Here is an 18011-nt window from a genome sequence, read left to right on the forward strand (position 1 = left end):
GCCGCGACCGCCACGGCCAGCACCAGCGCCCCGAGGGGCAGCACCAGATTCCCCGCCCACCCCGACTCGGCGGGGCTCTGCCCGGAACCCGCCGCGCGGGCGGCCCCCGCGCCGGGCACGACCAGCCACCACGCCGTGATCAGCGGCGCCGTCGCGACCCGGGTCCGGCGCACCAGCGGAGACATAGTCAGGAGGCTATGTCCGGTACGCGGGACCCGCGACCGGGCGCGGATCCGCCGGGGCGTCCGGGATCAGCACGACGGTGTGACGCACCCCCAGCCGTCCCGGTACGCCGTCCAGTCGCCCTCGGTCGCCGCGAAGTCGACGTACAGCGCCACGCCGAAGCGCGCGCGGTCGCGGTCGGTACGCCCGAGCCCCAGCCGGACCCCGCGAAGGGCGGCGGCGGCCGTCTCCGCGTGGGCGTGGTGGCCCAGTTCCTCCGTGTGGTAGAAGGGCAGCCCCATCAGCAGATCGGTGCCGGCCGGGGTGACCTCCAGGGCCAGGGACGTCTGCTGGGCTACGTAACCGCCGTACAGGCTCTCCAGCGGCAGCGCGGTGTCGTACGACATGACGGCGATCTGGTCGACCCGCCGGGCGACCTGGGCGAAGAAGGCCTGGGACCACCACTTGGGGTGGTCGGTGAGGGCTCCCGCCACGGAGTGCAGGGCCGGCAGCGGGTCGATCTGGTGCGCGGCGACCGACAGCGGCACGTGCCGTGCTGTCGTGAGCGCGCGCAGGTCGTCCAGCAGCGACAGGTAGGCGCGGTCGTCCGAGTGCAGCGGCTCCAGGTCGAAGTGGACCCCGTCGAAGCCCGCGTCGAGGATCTGCGTGGCCGAGCGCACCACCGCGGCGCGGGACGCCGGGCGTTCCAGGCGCAGGCCGTCCGGGGTCTCGGTGGCGAGCTTGTCGCCCAGCCAGGCCTGCACGCGGACCCCGGGGAGCCGCCGGTGCACGCCCTTGATCAGCCAGTCCGCGCGGGGGTAGAGGTCCGCGGGCAGGGTGCCGTCGTGCTCCAGCGGTCCCGTGTGGACGTACAGGTCGCGCAGGCCCGTGCCGCGTATCCGCCGGGCGAAGGCGTCGAGGTCCGCGTCCGTCTTCCGGCCGTCCACCCAGGCGTGGCCCAGCCAGATGGCGTCCTTGCCGCGGGTGGTGGTGCCGTCCGCGGGGTCGCCGGTGTAGTTGACCCTGAGGGCCACGGCGGCGGTGACGAGCGGGACGAGGAGCAGGACCGCGAGCGCGAGGGCGACCCGCTTGGGCCACCGCGCGCGGCGGCTGCGCCAGCCCCGTACCAGTGTCCGTCCGAATCCGCGCAGGCGTGTGCGCACAGCCGTCCCCTCCCCCTCGGACCCGGCCGGCCGGCCGCGTGAGGGCTCAGCGTAGGGGACGAAGAAAGATGCACAGGGAAACTTGCCAGGCTGCCTGCGTAACTCGTACGGTGAAGGCATGGCCGACGAGCCCCGCACCGCGCCGGGACAGCAAGGAGCACCCTCATGACCGTCACCACGCTCGACCCGACCACCGCCCTGGTTGTCGTCGACCTCCAGAACGGCGTCGTCGGCCTGCCGACCGTCCACCCCGCCGCCGAGATCGTCGCGCGCTCGGCGGAACTCGCCGACGCCTTCCGGGCCAAGGGCCTGCCCGTGGTGCTCGTCCGCGTCACCAGCGGGGCGCCCGGCCGCACCGAGGGCCCGGCGCGCAGGCTCCCGCCGCGGGCCGACTGGGCGGACCTGGTGCCGGAACTGGGGCAGAAGGACGGCGATGTCGTCGTCACGAAGCACACCTGGGGCGCCTTCCACGGCACCGACCTCGACCTCCAGCTGCGCCGCCGGGGCGTCACGCAGGTCGTGGTGACGGGCATCGTCACCACCAAGGGCGTCGAGTCCACGGCCCGCGCCGCCCACGAGCACGGCTACCACGTCACGGTGGTCACCGACGCCGTGACGGACACGGACGGGGACGCCCACCGGAACTCCGTCGAGAAGATCTTCCCGGCGCTCGGCGAGACCGGCACCACCGAGGACGTACTGAAGCTGCTCGGCTGAGCCGAAGCCGTCGTCGCCGCGGCCCGGTACGCCGGTACGCCACGCACGCAGGGGCCCGTGTCCACCAGGACGCGGGCCCTTTCCGTACCCCGGCGGCCAGGGCTTGTCCGCCGGACCACACGCCCTAGGTGCGGCGGCTGTGGACGCCCAGTCCCTCGTCGTCCGAGTCGGTCCACAGGGCGTGGTTGTACGGGGTGTCGGGGATCGGGATCAGTTCGTGGACCAGGGCCGGCGCGAGGGGGCGTGCCTCGGCGGCGCGGGTCTCGCCGAGGCGCTGTTCCAGCTGTCCGACCGTCCGCACCAGGTCGTCCAGGGACCGTTTGACCGCGGTCAATTCTTCGTGCAGGGACATGAGTTGCCCTCACTTCCACGTCTTGGGTGGCAGGCGGGGTAGCGGGGTCGTGGCCCCGACTGTCTACAGTATGCAATTTCGAGTGTCGCCCGTCACATGCCGTTTTCGCAAGGGCGCCGTTGGGCCGCACGGGTGGCGTTTCGGATGCTGGACGCCGTGTCGCCGCCGTGGCCGCGCCTCCGTCCCTTTCAGTGGGTGGGCAAATAGGTGTGATCATCTCTAAATTCCACAAACCGGACGAAGAGGTAGAAGCCATGTCCCACGTCGGCGCCCCACGCGGGAGGACATGCTCCCGAACCCTCCGCGGCGTTTCGCTCCTCACCACGGGCGTGCTCGCCCTGACCGTTCTGTCCGCGTGCACCGCGGAGAAGCCCGCCGGGCAGGCCCAGGCCGCCCCCGTGGACATCGAGGCCACCGGCCGGGACGCGATCGCGCAGGGCGGCACGGTGCGGTGGGCGGTCGACGCCATGCCCACGACGCTCAACACCTTCCAGGCCGACTCCGACGCCGCCACCGGCCGGATCGCCGGAGCCGTCCTGCCCGCGCTCTTCACGCTCGACCGCACGGGCCGCCCGCAGCGCAACGGCGACTACCTGGAGTCGGCGAAGATCGTCGACCGGGAGCCCAAGCAGGTCGTGCTCTACAAGCTCAACCAGCAGGCGGTCTGGAGCGACGGCACCGAGATCGGGGCGCCGGACTTCGTCGCCCAGTGGCACGCGCTGCGCGGCAAGGACACCGCGTACTGGACCGCGCGCAACGCGGGCTACGAGCGGATCGAGAAGATCGAGCGCGGCAAGGACGACCTGGACGTCCGGGTCACCTTCGAGCGTCCGTACGCGGACTGGAAGTCCCTCTTCACCCCCCTCTACCCGAAGGAGGTCATGGGCTCCCCGACCTCCTTCAACGACGGGGCCAGGTCCTCGCTGAAGACGAGCGCGGGCCCGTTCAACCTCAAGTCGGTGGACCGCAAGGCCAAGAAGGCCACGCTCGTCCGCAACCCGCGCTGGTGGGGGAAGCGCGCCAAGCTCGACTCGATCGTCCTGAGCGCGGTGCCGCGCGGCAAGCGCGCCGTCGCGCTGGCGGCCGGCACGCTCGACATCGCGGAGATCGACAGGAGCGCGGCGGAACGTATCACCGCGGCCGCCCGCGCCAACGGCGGTACGGGGGGCCAGCCGCTGGCCCACGGTCCGGAGGCCGGGAGCGGTCCGGAGGCCGGCAGCGGCCCCGCCGCCTCGCTCCGGGCCCGCGCGATGGCGCACGGTTCGCCCGAGGAGAAGGCCGAGGCGGCGCGCTCGGCGCGCGAGCGGACGGCCGCGGTGGCGCAGACGTACGCCCGTGAACAGCGGAACCTGCGCGGGTACGTCGTACGGAAGTCGCTGGAGCCCGCCTACACGCAGCTGGCGCTGAACGGTGAGTCGGGACCGCTCGCCGACGAGCGGGTACGGCGGGCCGTGGCCCGCGCGATCGACCGGAAGCAGCTGGCCGAGGCCGTGCTCAAGCCGCTCGGACTGCCGTCGAAGCCGCTCGGCAGCCACCTGGCGGTCGCGGGCCAGCCGGGGTACGCGGACAACAGCGACGCGCTCGGCACCCAGGACACCCACGAGGCGCAGGCGCTGCTGGCCGACGCCGGGTGGACGGTGGGCGGGGCCCGCAAGACGGACGAGGGCACGAAGGCGGGCAGCGAGGGCGAGGGCAAGAAGTCCCCGGCCCCGGAGGAGAAGGCCGAGAAGAGCGCCCCGGCCGACAAGACGCGAGAGACGGAAGAGACCGAAGAGAAGACAGAAACGACAGAGAAGACAGAGAAGAAGACGGACCAGACGGAGAAGGCCGACAAGCCCGACAAGGCCGACCGGACCAAGAACGCGGACGAGACGGACGACGCCGACACGAAGACCGGCACCCCCTCCGACGAGGGCTCCGCCGGTGACGGCGACAACAAGCCCGCCCAGGACACCAAGCCGGGCGGCGTCGCCGGCGCCTACGCCCCGCTCGGCACCCGGGCGCCCGCCCCCAATGCCGGCCCCCTCGGCAAGGACGGCAAGGCCCTCACCCTCCGCTTCGTCCTGCCGTCCGGGGAGGGCTCGGAGTCACTGCGGTCCGTCGGCCGCCGCATCGCGGCGATGCTCGACCGCGTCGGCATCGGCACGGAGACGATCAAGGTCGCCGACAACAGCTACTTCAAGGACCACATCGCCGCCGGCGACTACGACCTGGCCCTCTACTCCTGGCCCGCCACCGCCTACCCGGCGACCGACGGCCGGCCGATCTTCGCCAAGCCGGTGCCGGCCAGTGACGGCTCCCTCGTGGTGGAGCAGAACTACACCCGCGTCGGTACGGACCACATCGACCAGCTCTTCGACCAGGCGGCCTCCGAGCTGGACGAGGGCGAGGCCCACGACCTCATGAAGAAGGCGGACGCCCGGATCTGGGCCGCCGCCGGATCCATTCCTCTGTATCAGCGTCCGCAGCTCGTCGCCACCAAGCCCGCCCTGGCCAACGCGGGAGCCTTCGGCTTCAGCGCCCCGCGCTACCAGGACATCGGGTTCAAGAAGTCCGGCAACTCAGGGCCGACAGCGCTGCCGACCGCGGCTCCGACCGCCCGGCCGACCGCTGTCGAGAAGTCGGCGGAGCCCGAGAACTAGCAGGTCAGCATCGCCTTCCCGGCGCCGGGAAGCGCGGTGTCCGATCAATTCACTTGCCCGCCGGTCTCCCCGGCGGGCAAGCTCGTCCCCGGCCCTCCGACCCGAGCGGCTCCGCACCCCGTCACCCCGCGCGCACCCCGTCGGCACCCCTCCGTACAGCCCGCGCACCACCCCCGCGCCGCCCCGCGCACCGGGCCTCCGCGCCCCCGCTCCGCTCGGCCGGGGCAGCCCTTGTCGCCCCGGCCCCGTACCATGGGACGAGCCGTGGCCTGTCCGCCCGGCGGGCGTACGAGCACACAACGCCGCATCCCACGATCGAGAGAAGCGCCAGCCAGCATGCCCACGCGCCACGACATCCGTAACGTCGCCATCGTCGCCCACGTCGACCATGGCAAGACCACTCTGGTCGACGCCATGCTGAAGCAGGCCGGCGCGTTCGCCGCGCACGCCGCCGAGCACCTCGATGACCGGATGATGGACTCGAACGACCTGGAGCGTGAGAAGGGCATCACGATCCTGGCCAAGAACACCGCCGTGAAGTACCACCCCAAGACCGGCGGGGACCCCATCACGATCAACATCATCGACACCCCGGGCCACGCCGACTTCGGTGGCGAGGTCGAGCGCGGTCTGTCGATGGTGGACGCGGTCGTCCTGCTCGTCGACGCCTCCGAGGGCCCGCTCCCGCAGACCCGTTTCGTCCTGCGCAAGGCCCTCCAGGCGCAGATGCCCGTCATCCTCTGCATCAACAAGACGGACCGCCCGGACTCCCGGATCGACGAGGTCGTCGACGAGACGTACGACCTGTTCCTGGACCTGGACGCGACCGAGGAGCAGATCGAGTTCCCGATCGTCTACGCGTGCGCCCGTGACGGCGTCGCGTCGCTGACCAAGCCGGCGGACGGCACCGTCCCGGCGGACAGCGACAACCTGGAGCCGTTCTTCAACACGATCCTGTCGCACGTCCCCGCGCCCGAGTACGACGAGGCCGCCCCGCTCCAGGCGCACGTCACCAACCTGGACGCGGACAACTTCCTCGGCCGTATCGCGCTCTGCCGCGTCGAGCAGGGCGAGCTGAAGAAGGGCCAGACCGTCGCGTGGATCAAGCGCGACGGCACGATGTCCAACGTCCGGATCACCGAGCTGCTGATGACGGAGGCGCTGACCCGCAAGCCCGTCGAGCTGGCGCGCCCCGGCGACATCTGCGCCATCGCCGGTATCCCGGACATCATGATCGGCGAGACCCTGGCCGACCCGGAGAACCCGATCGCGCTGCCGCTGATCACGGTGGACGAGCCGGCGATCTCCATGACCATCGGTACGAACACCTCGCCGCTCGTCGGCAAGGGCGGCAAGGGCCACAAGGTCACGGCCCGCCAGGTCAAGGACCGCCTGGACCGCGAGCTGATCGGTAACGTCTCGCTGCGCGTCCTGGACACCGAGCGTCCCGACGCCTGGGAGGTGCAGGGCCGCGGTGAGCTGGCGCTGGCCATCCTGGTCGAGACGATGCGCCGGGAGGGCTTCGAGCTGACCGTCGGGAAGCCCGAGGTCGTCACGAAGCAGGTCGACGGCAAGACGTACGAGCCGATCGAGCGCATGACGATCGACTCGCCCGAGGAGCACCTGGGCCCCATCACGCAGCTGATGGCGACCCGCAAGGGCCGCATGGAGACGATGACGAACCACGGGTCGGGGTGGATCCGCATGGAGTGGATCGTCCCGTCGCGCGGTCTCATCGGGTTCCGTACGGAATTCCTGACCCAGACGCGGGGCACGGGCATCGCCCACTCGATCTTCGAGGGCCACGAGCCGTGGTTCGGCGACCTGCGCACCCGTAACAACGGTTCGCTCGTCGCGGACCGCGCGGGTTCGGTCACCCCCTTCGCGATGATCAACCTCCAGGAGCGCGGTGTCATCTTCACCGAGGCCGGCACGGAGGTCTACGAGGGCATGATCATCGGTGAGAACTCGCGCTCCGACGACATGGACGTGAACATCACCAAGGAGAAGAAGCTCACCAACATGCGCGCGGCCTCCGCCGACAACACGGAGAACGTGGTCCCGCCGCGCAGGCTCTCGCTGGAGCAGTCGCTGGAGTTCTGCCGCGACGACGAGTGCATCGAGGTGACCCCGGAGACGGTCCGTATCCGCAAGGTCGTCCTGGACCAGAAGCAGCGCGGGCGCACGGCGTCCCGCGCCAAGAACGGCTGAGGTGACACCCCGTCCGGCCCAGGACCTTCCCCGGGCCGTGACAAGGGGCTGACATCCTGTCAGGCAACGGCTCGGCCCCCCGCCGGAACGCGGGGGGCCGAGCCGTTCGTCAATGGGTTTTCCTCGCCAGGTGTCCGGATATCGGCCACCGCTCACCGGAACATGTGTTAACGGTCCGTTTCGGGGGTGTCTGTCTATGATCATTTTGTCCGGATTTCGGGCGGACGGCCCAGGCTGATGTTGTCAAAACGAGACCCTTTAGCTGTGGTTTACAGCCGGGCCGTACCTAATAGTTGGCTCATTGAGCTCGGGTCAATGGGTCACGCGCAGTGGGGAGCGCCGACTCACGAGCACACTCGGGGCATTTGATCAGCTCGCTGTCAGGGGTGTCAGCGCGCGTAGACAGTGCCCTTCTTGTTGTGACTAGTGGACTCATGAGGAGGAACCCATGCGTGGTGCCAAGAGCGCCAAGTGGGTCGCGGGAGCGATAATCGTCGCCCTGGCCGCAACTGCCTGTGGCGGCAGTGACAGTGGCAGCGACGACAACGGTGACAAGGCGAGCACAGGCTCGTTCGATCCGAACGGCAAGTTCTCCGTCGAGGTGGGTGAGCCGCAGAACCCGCTGCAGCCCGCCAACACCATGGAGTCCAACGGCAGCATCGTGGTCGGGGCGCTCTTCCAGCAGCTCGTCGACTACGACGCCGCGGGCAAGATCGTCATGGTGAACGCCGAGTCGGTGGACACCACGGACAACAAGACCTACACGGTCAAGCTGAAGAAGGACTGGAAGTTCCACGACGGGACCCCGGTCACCGCCGAGTCCTACGTCAAGGCGTGGAACTGGGCCGCGAACATCAAGAACAACCAGACGAACTCGTTCTGGTTCTCGGACATCGCCGGCTTCGCGGACGTCCACCCGGAGAAGGGTGACCCGAAGAAGACCGAGATGTCCGGCCTGAAGGTGGTCGACCCCACCACCTTCACGATCGAGCTCAGCACGCCGATCCCGTACTTCATCTACAAGCTGGGCTACGAGGTCTTCTCGCCGCTCCCCGAGTCCTTCTACGCCGACCCGGCCGCCGCCGGTGAGAAGCCGGTCGGCAACGGTCCCTACAAGTTCGTCAGCTGGGACCACAAGAAGAGCATCGAGGTCACGGCCTTCGCGGACTACACCGGTCCGGACAAGGCCAAGAACGGTGGTGTGACGTTCAAGAACTACACCAACCTGGAAACGGCCTACGAGGACCTCAAGTCCGGCAACGTCGACGTCCTGCGGCAGATCGCGCCCAAGGACCTCCCTGTCTACCGTGACGACCTCGGCGACCGCGCCGTGGACAAGGCGTACTCCGCCGTCCAGTCGATCGTCCCGGCCTTCTACACCAAGCAGTGGAAGGACATCGACCCCCGCGTCCTCCAGGGCCTGTCGAGGGCGATCGACCGCGACACCATCACCAAGACGGTGCTCCAGGGCACCCGTGAGCCCGCCACCGGCTTTGTCGCCAAGGGCGTGCTCGGGTACCAGGACAACGTCGGCGGCGACGTCTTCAAGTACGACCCGGCCGCGGCCAAGGCGCTCATCAAGGCCGGCGGCGGTGTGCCCGGAAACAAGATCTCCATCCAGTTCAACGCCGACGGTGGCCACAAGGAATGGGTCGAGGCCGTCTGCGGCAGCATCACCCAGGCCACGGGCGTCGCCTGCACCGGTGACTCCAAGGCCGACTTCCAGGCCGACCTCGACGCGCGTGACGCGCAGGAGGTCAAGTCCATGTACCGCGGTGGCTGGGTGCTCGACTACCCGGTGAACGCCAACTTCATCCGTGACCTGTACGGCACCAAGTCGGACGGCAACACGAGCGGCTTCTCCTCGGCGAAGATCGACGGCCTGATCAAGGGCGCGGACGCGGCTCCCTCGCTGGACGAGTCCGTCAAGCTCTACCAGGACGCCGAGAAGGAGATGGTCAACGAGATGCCGGCCATCCCGCTCTGGTACTACAAGGTCAACGCCGGCTACTCCGACAAGGTGTCCGGTGTCGACTACGCGCAGGACGGGGACCCGATCCTCACCAGCGTCCAGGTCAAGAAGTAGCAAACATCGCGCATCGCGCGTCCGGTCCTGACTCGCTTCAGTGACACCGGGTGCGGGTGGCGGCCGGGGGGCCCTTCTTCCGAGTTCCGGGAGGGGGGCCCGTCGGCTGCCCCAGCGACCGACATGGAGGAATAATGGGGCGCTATGTCGCACGACGACTGCTCCAGATGATCCCGGTCTTCATCGGGACGACCCTGCTCATATTTCTGATGGTGTATGCCCTGCCCGGTGACCCCGTGCGCGCCCTCTTCGGGGACAAGGGAGCCGATCCGGCGACCGTCGCGCGCATCAGGCACGACCTGGGCCTGGACCAGCCGATCCTGGTGCAGTACTGGCATTACCTCACCGGCCTGCTGCAAGGTGACTTCGGCACCCAGATAGCCAGCCAGAGACCGGTGACCGACGTCCTCGGCGAGGCCTTCCCGGTCACCATCCGCCTCGCGGTGCTCGCGTTCGTCATCGAGCTGGTCTTCGGTATCGGGCTGGGCATCGTGGCGGGCATGCGCGCAGGGCGTCTGGCCGACTCGGCCGTGCTGGTCTTCACGCTGCTGATGATCTCGGTGCCGGTGTTCGTGCTCGGCTTCATCTTCAAGACGGTCTTCGCGTTCCAGCTCGGCTGGACCGACCCCAACGTCTCGGGAGAGGCCAACTGGGGTGAACTGATCATGCCGGCGGTCGTGTTGGCGGGGCTCTCGCTCGCGTACGTGGCCCGGCTGACCCGTACGTCGATAGCCGAGAACCTCCGCGCCGACTACATGCGGACCGCGGTGGCCAAGGGCCTGCCCCGGCGCCGGGTGATCGGCGTGCACCTGATGCGCAACTCGATGATCCCCGTCGTCACCTTCCTGGGCACGGACATCGGCGCCCTGATGGGCGGCGCGATCATCACCGAGGGCCTGTTCAACATCCACGGTGTGGGCGGCACGATCTTCGAGTCCATCAAGCGCCGTGAGGGCACCACCCTGGTGGGTCTGGTGACGGTGCTCGTCCTCGTCTATCTCGCGACCAGCCTGATCGTCGACCTGCTCTACGCGGTCCTGGACCCGAGGATCCGTTATGCCTGATCTGACCAAGACCGCGGTCGACAGCACCGCACCCGAGACCACGGCCGCCGTCGCGGCGGCCGGGGTGGCCGGCCCCGTGATCGAGAAGCCGCGCTCCCTGTGGGGCGACGCCTGGCAGGACCTGCGCCGCAACCCGTACTTCGTGGTCTCGTCCGTCCTGATCCTCCTGCTGCTGGTCGTCACGGCCTTCCCCGGCCTGTTCACCAGCGCGAACCCCGGTGTGGGCGACCTCAAGAACCACTTCCTCCAGAAGCCGGAGCTGGGCCACGCCTTCTCCCCGGAGTGGCTCGGATACGACGGGCAGGGCCGCAGCGTCTACGCCCGCCTCATCTACGGGGCCCGCGCCTCCGTGATCGTCGGCATCTCGGTGACCCTCCTGGTCACCGTGCTGGGCGGCATCGTCGGCATGATCGCCGGGTACTTCGGCGGCATCGTCGACTCCGTCCTGTCCCGGCTCACCGACATCTTCTTCGGCGTCCCGTTCCTGCTCGGCGCGATGGTCGTGATGAACTCCTTCACCGAGCGCAAGGTGTGGGTCGTCGTCCTGGCCCTGGCCTTCCTCGGCTGGACCCAGATCGCGCGTGTGATGCGCGGTTCCGTCATCACCATCAAGCAGGCCGACTACGTGCAGGCCGCCAAGGCGCTGGGCGCGGGCACCACCCGCATCCTGTTCAAGCACATCCTGCCGAACGCCATCGCCCCGGTGATCGTCGTCGCCACCATCTCGCTCGGCGGCTACATCTCGGCCGAGGCCACGCTGTCCTACCTCGGACTCGGGCTCTCCTCGCCGACCGTCTCGTGGGGCATCGACATCTCGGACGGCGCCAACCAGATCCGGGTGGCCCAGCACATCCTCATCTACCCGTCGATCATGCTCAGCATCACCGTGCTGGCGTTCATCATGCTCGGCGATGCGGTGCGCAACGCCCTCGATCCGAAGCTGCGCTGAGGGAGGCGTACATGACCATCATCGACAAGACCTCGGCGGCCTCCGCCGCACAGGGCGACGCCGCCTCCGGCGGCCCGCTGCTCGAAGTCCGCGACCTGCACGTCGAGTTCGCCACCCGTGGCGGAGTCGTCAGGGCCGTCAACGGCGTCAACTACAGCGTCGCCGCGGGCGAGACGCTCGCCGTGCTCGGCGAGTCGGGCTCCGGCAAGTCCGTGACCGCCCAGGCGATCATGGGCATCCTCGACATGCCGCCGGGCCGCATACCCAAGGGCGAGATCCTCTTCCGCGGCCAGGACATGCTCACCATGTCCAACGAGGAGCGGCGCCAGCTGCGCGGCCGGAAGATCGCGATGATCTTCCAGGACGCGCTGTCCTCCCTCAACCCGGTACTGACCGTGGGCTACCAGCTCGGGGAGATGTACCGGGTGCACCTGGGCCTCTCCAAGAAGGAGGCCAAGGCCAGGGCCGTCGCGCTGATGGACCGGGTGCACATCCCCGCCGCGAAGGACCGGGTGGACGACTACCCGCACCAGTTCTCCGGCGGGATGCGCCAGCGCATCATGATCGCGATGGCGCTCGCCCTGGAGCCCGACCTGATCATCGCGGACGAGCCGACCACCGCGCTCGACGTGACCGTCCAGGCCCAGGTCATGGACCTGCTCGCGGAGCTCCAGCGCGAGTTCAACATGGGCCTGATCCTGATCACCCACGACCTCGGCGTGGTCGCCGACGTCGCGGACAAGATCGCGGTGATGTACGCGGGACGGATCGTCGAGACCGCGCCGGTCCACGAGATCTACAAGCGGCCCGCCCACCCGTACACCCGGGGACTGCTGGACTCGATCCCGCGCCTGGACCAGAAGGGCCAGGAGCTCTACGCGATCAAGGGCCTGCCGCCCAACCTGCTGCACGTCCCGTCCGGTTGTGCCTTCAACCCCCGCTGCCCGCGTGCGCAGGACATCTGCCGCACCGAACTGCCGCCGCTGCACGCGGTGACCGAGCAGGACGGAACCGAACTGCCCGGGCGGGGTAGCGCGTGCCACTTCTGGAAGGAGACGATCCATGGCTGACCTCGGCCGGCAGGGCGAGCCGGTGGACGCCACGCCCAACGTGACCGACGTCGAGAAGGTCGACGCGGCCACGGACAGCGCGGCCGTCGCCGCCATCGAGGCGCCGGTGGAGCGCGGGGAGCCCATCCTCCAGGTGCGCAACCTGGTCAAGCACTTCCCGCTGACCCAGGGCATCCTCTTCAAGAGGAGCATCGGCGCCGTGAAGGCCGTCGACGGCATCTCGTTCGACCTCTACCAGGGCGAGACCCTCGGCATCGTGGGCGAGTCCGGCTGTGGCAAGTCGACCGTCGCCAAGCTCCTGATGACGCTGGAGAAGGCCACGGCCGGCGAGGTGTTCTTCAAGGGCCAGGACATCACCCGGCTCTCGGGCCGGGCGCTGAAGGCCGTGCGGCGGAACATTCAGATGGTGTTCCAGGACCCGTACACCTCGCTCAACCCGCGCATGACGGTCGGCGACATCATCGGGGAGCCCTTCGAGATCCACCCCGAGGCGGCGCCCAAGGGGGACCGGCGGCAGAAGGTCCAGGACCTGCTGGACGTCGTGGGGCTGAACCCGGAGTACATCAACCGGTATCCACACCAGTTCTCCGGCGGCCAGCGCCAGCGCATCGGCATCGCCCGCGGCCTCGCGCTCAACCCCGAGATCATCATCTGCGACGAGCCGGTCTCGGCGCTGGACGTGTCCGTGCAGGCGCAGGTCATCAACCTGATGGAGCGGCTCCAGAACGAGTTCGACCTGTCGTACATCTTCATCGCGCACGACCTGTCGATCGTCCGGCACATCTCCGACCGGGTCGGCGTCATGTACCTCGGCAAGATGGCCGAGATCGGTACGGACACCCAGATCTACGACCACCCGACGCACCCGTACACGCAGGCGCTGCTGTCGGCGGTCCCGGTGCCCGACCCGACCGCGCGCGAGGGCCGGGAGCGGATCATCCTCACCGGGGACGTACCGTCGCCGGCCAATCCGCCGTCCGGCTGCCGGTTCCGTACCCGCTGCTGGAAGGCGGAGGACCGCTGCGCGACCGAGGTGCCGCTGCTGGCGGTTCCCGAGCGTTTCGTGGCGGCGGGCGGTGACGTCGCGCACGAGTCGGCGTGCCACTTCGCCGAGGAGAAGGACGTCGTCCACGCGGCGTAGTCCCCACCCCTCGTCCAGGGCCCGTGTCCGCGCATGCCGCGGATACGGGCCCGGCGTCGTCCCGGCCGCGAAATTCCGTTGCGCGCACGGTGTACGGCCCCGAGATTGGACGCATGGTTCTCTCCCTGCGCCCGGCGACCCGAGGCGACGCCGTCGCGATCACCGATCTCGTCAACGCTGTCGACCTCATCGAGATCGGGCGCCCCGAGACCGATCTGCGCACCATGGAGGCCGACCTCGAACACCCCGAGATCGATCTCGCGAAGGATTCGTGGCTGGCGTACGCCGACGGTGTCCTCGTCGGATACGGCCTGGTGTGGGGGGACTCCGGCGGCGAGCGGATCGACATGGACCACTACGTGCTGCCGGACCGGCAGGACGTGGCGGTGCGGCTGCTGGACCTGATGGAGGCGCGGACGGTCGAGCGGGTACGGGCCAACGGCGCCGCGCGGGCCGTCGTCCACCTGCACCTCAACACCGAGCCCACGCTGGACACGTCGCTCATCGAGAAGCGCGGCTGGCGGCCGGTGCGCCGCTACCAGGTGATGGTCCGCGACGTGTCGCCGCGGTCCGCGCCCGCGCCCTCGCCGCCGCCCGGGGTGACCCTGCGGGAGTGCACGGCCGAGACCGACCACCGGCGGGCGCACGAGCTGTGCGAGCTGACCTTCGCGGCGCACTTCGACCACCGGCCGCGTACGTACGAGGAGTGGTCGCACGACCTGGACGCCGGGCGGCTCGACTGGTCCCTGGTCCGGATCGCCACCGTCGAGGGCCGGGGCGACGCGGGTGTGATGGTCGCCAGGAACGACCGGAAGGCGATGGGGTGGATCCAGAACCTCGGGGTCACCGAGGAGGCCAGGGGCCGCGGCATCGGCGGATTCCTGCTGCGGGACGGCTTCGCCGCGTTCGCGGCGCGCGGCAGGGGGAGCGTCGGCCTCGGCGTGGACACCGCGAACGAGACCGGGGCGCTGCGCCTGTACGAGAAGAACGGGATGCGGACGCACTTCGCCGTGAACACCTGGGAGGTCGTCCTGCCGGTGTGAGACGGGGCGCGGGACGGGACACGAGGACGGGACACGAGGACAGGACACAGGACTGGAAAAAGGCCCGCGCACCGCCCGGGAAGGGCGGGTCGCGGGCCTCTCTTTTTCCCCGGGAACCGGTCTCATGGGGCTCGGGTCAATGGGCCGGGACCGGTTCTGGCGGCGCGGTTCGAGAAAGGGGTGTTCAGAACCGAGCCGGGGGGTCTGGGGGGAGAGGGGTGCCGGCGGCAACGCCCCGAGCCGCCGGCACCGTCTGTGGGTCCTCCGGGTAGTGGCACGCGGTCAGGTGGCCGGAGCGGCTGCCTTCCACGCGTACCAGCGGAGGAGTTTCGGTCGCGCACCGCTCGGTGGCCTTCCAGCAGCGGGTGCGGAAGCGGCAGCCGGACGGCGGGTGGACCGGTGAGGGCACGTCCCCGGTGAGCAGGATCCGCTCGCGGCGCGGCACGTTCTCGGCGGTCGCCTCGGGCACGGCGGAGAGCAGCGCCCGGGTGTACGGGTGGCGGGGGTTGCCGTACAGGTCGTCGCGGTCGGCGACCTCCACGATCCGGCCCAGGTACATGACCGCGACCCGCTGCGAGAAGTGCCGCACGATCGCCAGGTCGTGCGCGATGAAGAGGAAGGCGATGCCCAGGTCGCGCTGGAGCTGCTGGAGCAGGTTGACCACCTGCGCCTGGATGGAGACGTCCAGCGCGGAGACCGGCTCGTCGGCCACGATCAGCTTGGGCTCCAGGGCCAGGGCCCTGGCGACGCCGATCCGCTGGCGCTGGCCGCCCGAGAACTCGTGCGGGAAGCGGTTGTAGTGCTCGGGGTTGAGCCCGACCGTCTCCAGCAGCTCCCGCACCCGGCGCTCCCGGCCGCCGCGCGGATTGACGTCGTTGATCTCCATCGGGCCGGAGATGATCTTGCCGACGGTCTGCCGGGGGTTCAGCGAGGCGTACGGGTCCTGGAAGATCATCTGGATCTCGGAGCGCAGCGGGGCCATCTCCCGGCGCGAGGCGTGGGTGATGTCCTGGCCCCGGTAGGTGATCCGGCCGGCGGTCGGCTCCAGCAGCCGGGTGATCAGCCGGCCGGTGGTCGACTTGCCGCACCCCGACTCGCCGACCAGGCCGAGGCTCTCGCCCCCGGCGACGGTGAAGTCGAGCCCGTCGACCGCCTGGACGGCGCCGACCGTCCGCCGGATCGGGAAACCTCCCTTGATCGGGAAGTGCTTGGTGAGCCCGGCGACGTCCAGGAGGGGTTCGGTGCTGTTCATGGTGTGAAGTCCCTTCTGTCGTACGTCAGTGGAGCCGGGAACCGGCGAAGTCGGCGGAGAACTCGACCCGTTGGGCGGGGGTCAGATGGCAGGCGGCCCCGCGCCCGTCCACCAGGTCGAGCGGCGGCTGTTCGGTCGCGCACCGCCCGCCGCCGACCTGCTCGGCGAAGGCGCACCGGGGGTGGAAGCGGCAGCCGGACGGCGGGTTGAGCAGGCTTGGCGGAGTGCCGGGGATCGGCGAGAGCGGCACGTCCACCGGTCCGTCGAGGCTGGGCATGGAGCCCAGCAGCCCCCAGGTGTACGGGTGTTGGGGGGCGTTCAGCACGTCCTTCTTCGTGCCGCGCTCCACGCAGCGGCCCGCGTACATCACCAGCACCTCGTCCGCGATGTCGGCGATGACGCCGAGGTCGTGGGTGATGAAGACGATCGCCGTGCCGGTCTCCTGCTGGAGATCCTTGAGCAGGTCCATGATCTGGGCCTGTACGGTCACGTCGAGCGCGGTCGTCGGCTCGTCCGCGATCAGCAGCTCGGGGTCGCAGACCAGCGCCATGGCGATCATCGCGCGCTGCCGCATGCCGCCGGAGAACTGGTGCGGGTAGTCGTCCACCCGTACGTCCGGCTGCGGGATGCCGACCCGCCGCAGCATCTCGACCGCCCGCGCGCGGGCTTCCTTCTTGGAGGCGCCGGTGTGCTTGCGGTACGTCTCCGAGATCTGCCGGCCGATCGTGTGGTACGGCGACAGGGAGGCCAGGGCGTCCTGGAAGATCATGGACATCTTGTTGCCGCGCAGCCGCTCCAGCTCCCGCTCCGACGCGGTGAGCAGGTCCTTCCCCTCCAGGAGGATCTCGCCCTCCATCGTGGTGTGCCGCCGGTCGTGCAGTCCGAGGATCGACAGGTTGGTGACGGACTTGCCGGAGCCGGACTCGCCGACGATGCCGAGGGTCCTGCCCTTCTCGACCTCGAAGGAGAGGCCGTCGACGGCCTTTACGGTGCCGTCCTCGGTGGAGAAGTGGACGCGCAGGTCCCGTACGGCGAGGAAGGGGCCGGTGCCGGAGAGGGTGGGGCCGGAGAGGGAGGGGGTGGTCATGGGGATCTCTCCTAGGCGAGGCGCACGCGCGGGTCGATGAGGGCGTACACCGCGTCGACGATGATGTTGAAGACGACGATGGCGGTGGCGGCGACCAGGACGACGCCGAGCAGGAGGGGCAGGTCGTTGTCCTGGACCGCCTTGATGGAGAGGGCGCCGATGCCGTGCAGGCTGAAGGTCTGCTCGGTGATGATCGCGCCGCCGAGCAGGTAGCCGAGGTCGAGGCCGAAGATCGTGACGATCGGTCCCATGGCCCCCCGCCAGGCGAACCGGAAGAAGACGGTCCGGCGGGAGAGGCCCTTGGCGCGCGCCGTGCGCACGTAGTCCTCGCTGAGCGATTCGACCAGCTGGGAGCGGGCCATGCGGGTGTAGTTGGCGGTGAAGATCAGCGCCAGCACGAACCAGGGCAGCAGCAGCCCCTGGAACCAGCCCCAGGGGTCCTCGGTGAGGGGGACGTACTGGGGGCGGCTCAGGAGGTGCCACTGGTCGGTCAGGTAGTACACCGCCAGGACGCCGACGATGTAGATCTGGAGCGAGGAGCCGATCAGCGAGGCGGAGGAGGCCACCTTGTCCAGCGCCTTGCCCTGCTTCACCGCGGCGAGCATGCCCGTACCGACCCCGACGATCACGAACACCACGGCGCTGCCGATGGAGAGCGAGAGCGTCGTCGGGAAGCGGTCGAGGATCGTGCCGAGGACCGGCTCCCGGTTGTGGAAGGAGTACCCGAGGCAGGGCGCGGGGCAGTGCCCGAACGACGGGTAGTCGCGCCCGACGAAGACGGCTTGCAGCCAGTGCCAGTACTGCACGGGCAGCGGATCGGCGATCCCCAGGTTGCGGCGCACCAGAGCCAGGGTCTCGGGCGTGCAGACCTTGCCGCAGGCGACGCGTGCGGGGTCGCGCGGTGCGACGTAGAAGAGGACGAAGGTGATCGCGCTGATGATCAGCAGGATCACGAGTGCGCCGAATGTCCGGCGGACGAGGAAGCGGAACATGGCGATGGGTTTCCCTGGCAGGCGCCGATGGCGGTGGGTGGGGCCGGCCGGCGGGGCGCCGCGGGTGCGGCGCCCCACCG

15 protein-coding genes are annotated in these 18011 nt (G+C 69.7%); 9 read left to right on the forward strand and 6 right to left on the reverse strand.

Going from position 1 to position 18011, the window contains the following annotated elements; all coding sequences use genetic code 11:
• Positions 1–185, reverse strand: a 185-nt coding sequence (locus tag GT042_RS33470; RefSeq protein ID WP_161312440.1) for a hypothetical protein, incomplete at its 3' end; no start/stop codon positions are given.
• Between the two features lie 66 nt (positions 186–251).
• Positions 252–1292, reverse strand: a complete 1041-nt coding sequence (locus GT042_RS33475) for a glycosyl hydrolase family 18 protein (RefSeq protein ID WP_237531453.1) — start codon at positions 1290–1292, stop codon at positions 252–254.
• A 198-nt stretch (positions 1293–1490) separates the two neighbouring features.
• Between GT042_RS33475 and GT042_RS33480 the strand changes: the two genes are divergently transcribed.
• Positions 1491–2042 (forward strand): isochorismatase family protein, encoded by a 552-nt coding sequence (locus GT042_RS33480; RefSeq protein ID WP_161312442.1) that lies wholly within the window; start codon positions 1491–1493, stop codon positions 2040–2042.
• 124 nt (positions 2043–2166) lie between these two features.
• On the opposite strand, the gene GT042_RS33485 is transcribed toward GT042_RS33480, so the two are convergent.
• Positions 2167–2394 (reverse strand): hypothetical protein, encoded by a 228-nt coding sequence (locus GT042_RS33485; RefSeq protein ID WP_161312443.1) that lies wholly within the window; start codon positions 2392–2394, stop codon positions 2167–2169.
• A 254-nt stretch (positions 2395–2648) separates the two neighbouring features.
• Between GT042_RS33485 and GT042_RS33490 the strand changes: the two genes are divergently transcribed.
• The 8 genes from GT042_RS33490 to GT042_RS33525 all read left to right on the forward strand — a co-directional run bounded on the left by GT042_RS33490 (position 2649) and on the right by GT042_RS33525 (position 14600).
• Entirely contained in the window at positions 2649–5036 is a 2388-nt protein-coding gene (locus GT042_RS33490; protein WP_161312444.1) for an ABC transporter family substrate-binding protein, read from the forward strand.
• Positions 5037–5372: 336 nt separating this feature from the next.
• Positions 5373–7247 carry a translational GTPase TypA gene (gene typA, locus GT042_RS33495; protein WP_161312445.1) on the forward strand — a complete coding sequence of 625 codons (1875 nt, stop codon included), beginning with the start codon at positions 5373–5375 and terminating at the stop codon, positions 7245–7247.
• A 448-nt stretch (positions 7248–7695) separates the two neighbouring features.
• Complete coding sequence (locus GT042_RS33500) at positions 7696–9333, forward strand: ABC transporter substrate-binding protein (RefSeq protein WP_161312446.1); 1638 nt, start codon at positions 7696–7698, stop codon at positions 9331–9333.
• A gap of 134 nt (positions 9334–9467) precedes the next feature.
• Positions 9468–10397, forward strand: a complete 930-nt coding sequence (locus GT042_RS33505; RefSeq protein WP_161312447.1) for an ABC transporter permease — start codon at positions 9468–9470, stop codon at positions 10395–10397.
• The gene (locus tag GT042_RS33510) at positions 10390–11346 is read left to right on the forward strand and encodes an ABC transporter permease (RefSeq protein ID WP_161312448.1); all 957 of its coding nucleotides are present in this window, start codon (positions 10390–10392) and stop codon (positions 11344–11346) included. The genes GT042_RS33505 and GT042_RS33510 overlap by 8 nt, the downstream gene beginning before the upstream one ends.
• A gap of 11 nt (positions 11347–11357) precedes the next feature.
• Positions 11358–12416, forward strand: a complete 1059-nt coding sequence (locus tag GT042_RS33515; RefSeq protein WP_161312449.1) for an ABC transporter ATP-binding protein — start codon at positions 11358–11360, stop codon at positions 12414–12416.
• Entirely contained in the window at positions 12409–13557 is a 1149-nt protein-coding gene (locus tag GT042_RS33520; RefSeq protein ID WP_161312450.1) for a dipeptide ABC transporter ATP-binding protein, read from the forward strand. Before GT042_RS33515 ends, GT042_RS33520 begins: the two co-directional genes overlap by 8 nt.
• A 113-nt stretch (positions 13558–13670) precedes the next feature.
• Positions 13671–14600, forward strand: a complete 930-nt coding sequence (locus GT042_RS33525) for a GNAT family N-acetyltransferase (protein ID WP_161312451.1) — start codon at positions 13671–13673, stop codon at positions 14598–14600.
• A 184-nt stretch (positions 14601–14784) separates the two neighbouring features.
• On the opposite strand, the gene GT042_RS33530 is transcribed toward GT042_RS33525, so the two are convergent.
• From GT042_RS33530 to GT042_RS33540, 3 genes are read right to left on the reverse strand one after another with little or no spacing between them, the layout of a single operon-like run.
• Complete coding sequence (locus tag GT042_RS33530; RefSeq protein ID WP_161312452.1) at positions 14785–15852, reverse strand: dipeptide ABC transporter ATP-binding protein; 1068 nt, start codon at positions 15850–15852, stop codon at positions 14785–14787.
• Positions 15853–15877: 25 nt separating this feature from the next.
• The gene (locus GT042_RS33535; protein ID WP_161312453.1) at positions 15878–16939 is read right to left on the reverse strand and encodes an ABC transporter ATP-binding protein; all 1062 of its coding nucleotides are present in this window, start codon (positions 16937–16939) and stop codon (positions 15878–15880) included.
• An 11-nt stretch (positions 16940–16950) separates the two neighbouring features.
• The gene (locus tag GT042_RS33540) at positions 16951–17931 is read right to left on the reverse strand and encodes an ABC transporter permease (protein ID WP_161312454.1); all 981 of its coding nucleotides are present in this window, start codon (positions 17929–17931) and stop codon (positions 16951–16953) included.
• Positions 17932–18011 lie beyond the last annotated feature (80 nt).

Source organism: Streptomyces sp. SID3212 (genome assembly GCF_009865405.1).
In the GTDB taxonomy this organism is placed as follows: Bacteria; Actinomycetota; Actinomycetes; order Streptomycetales; family Streptomycetaceae; genus Streptomyces.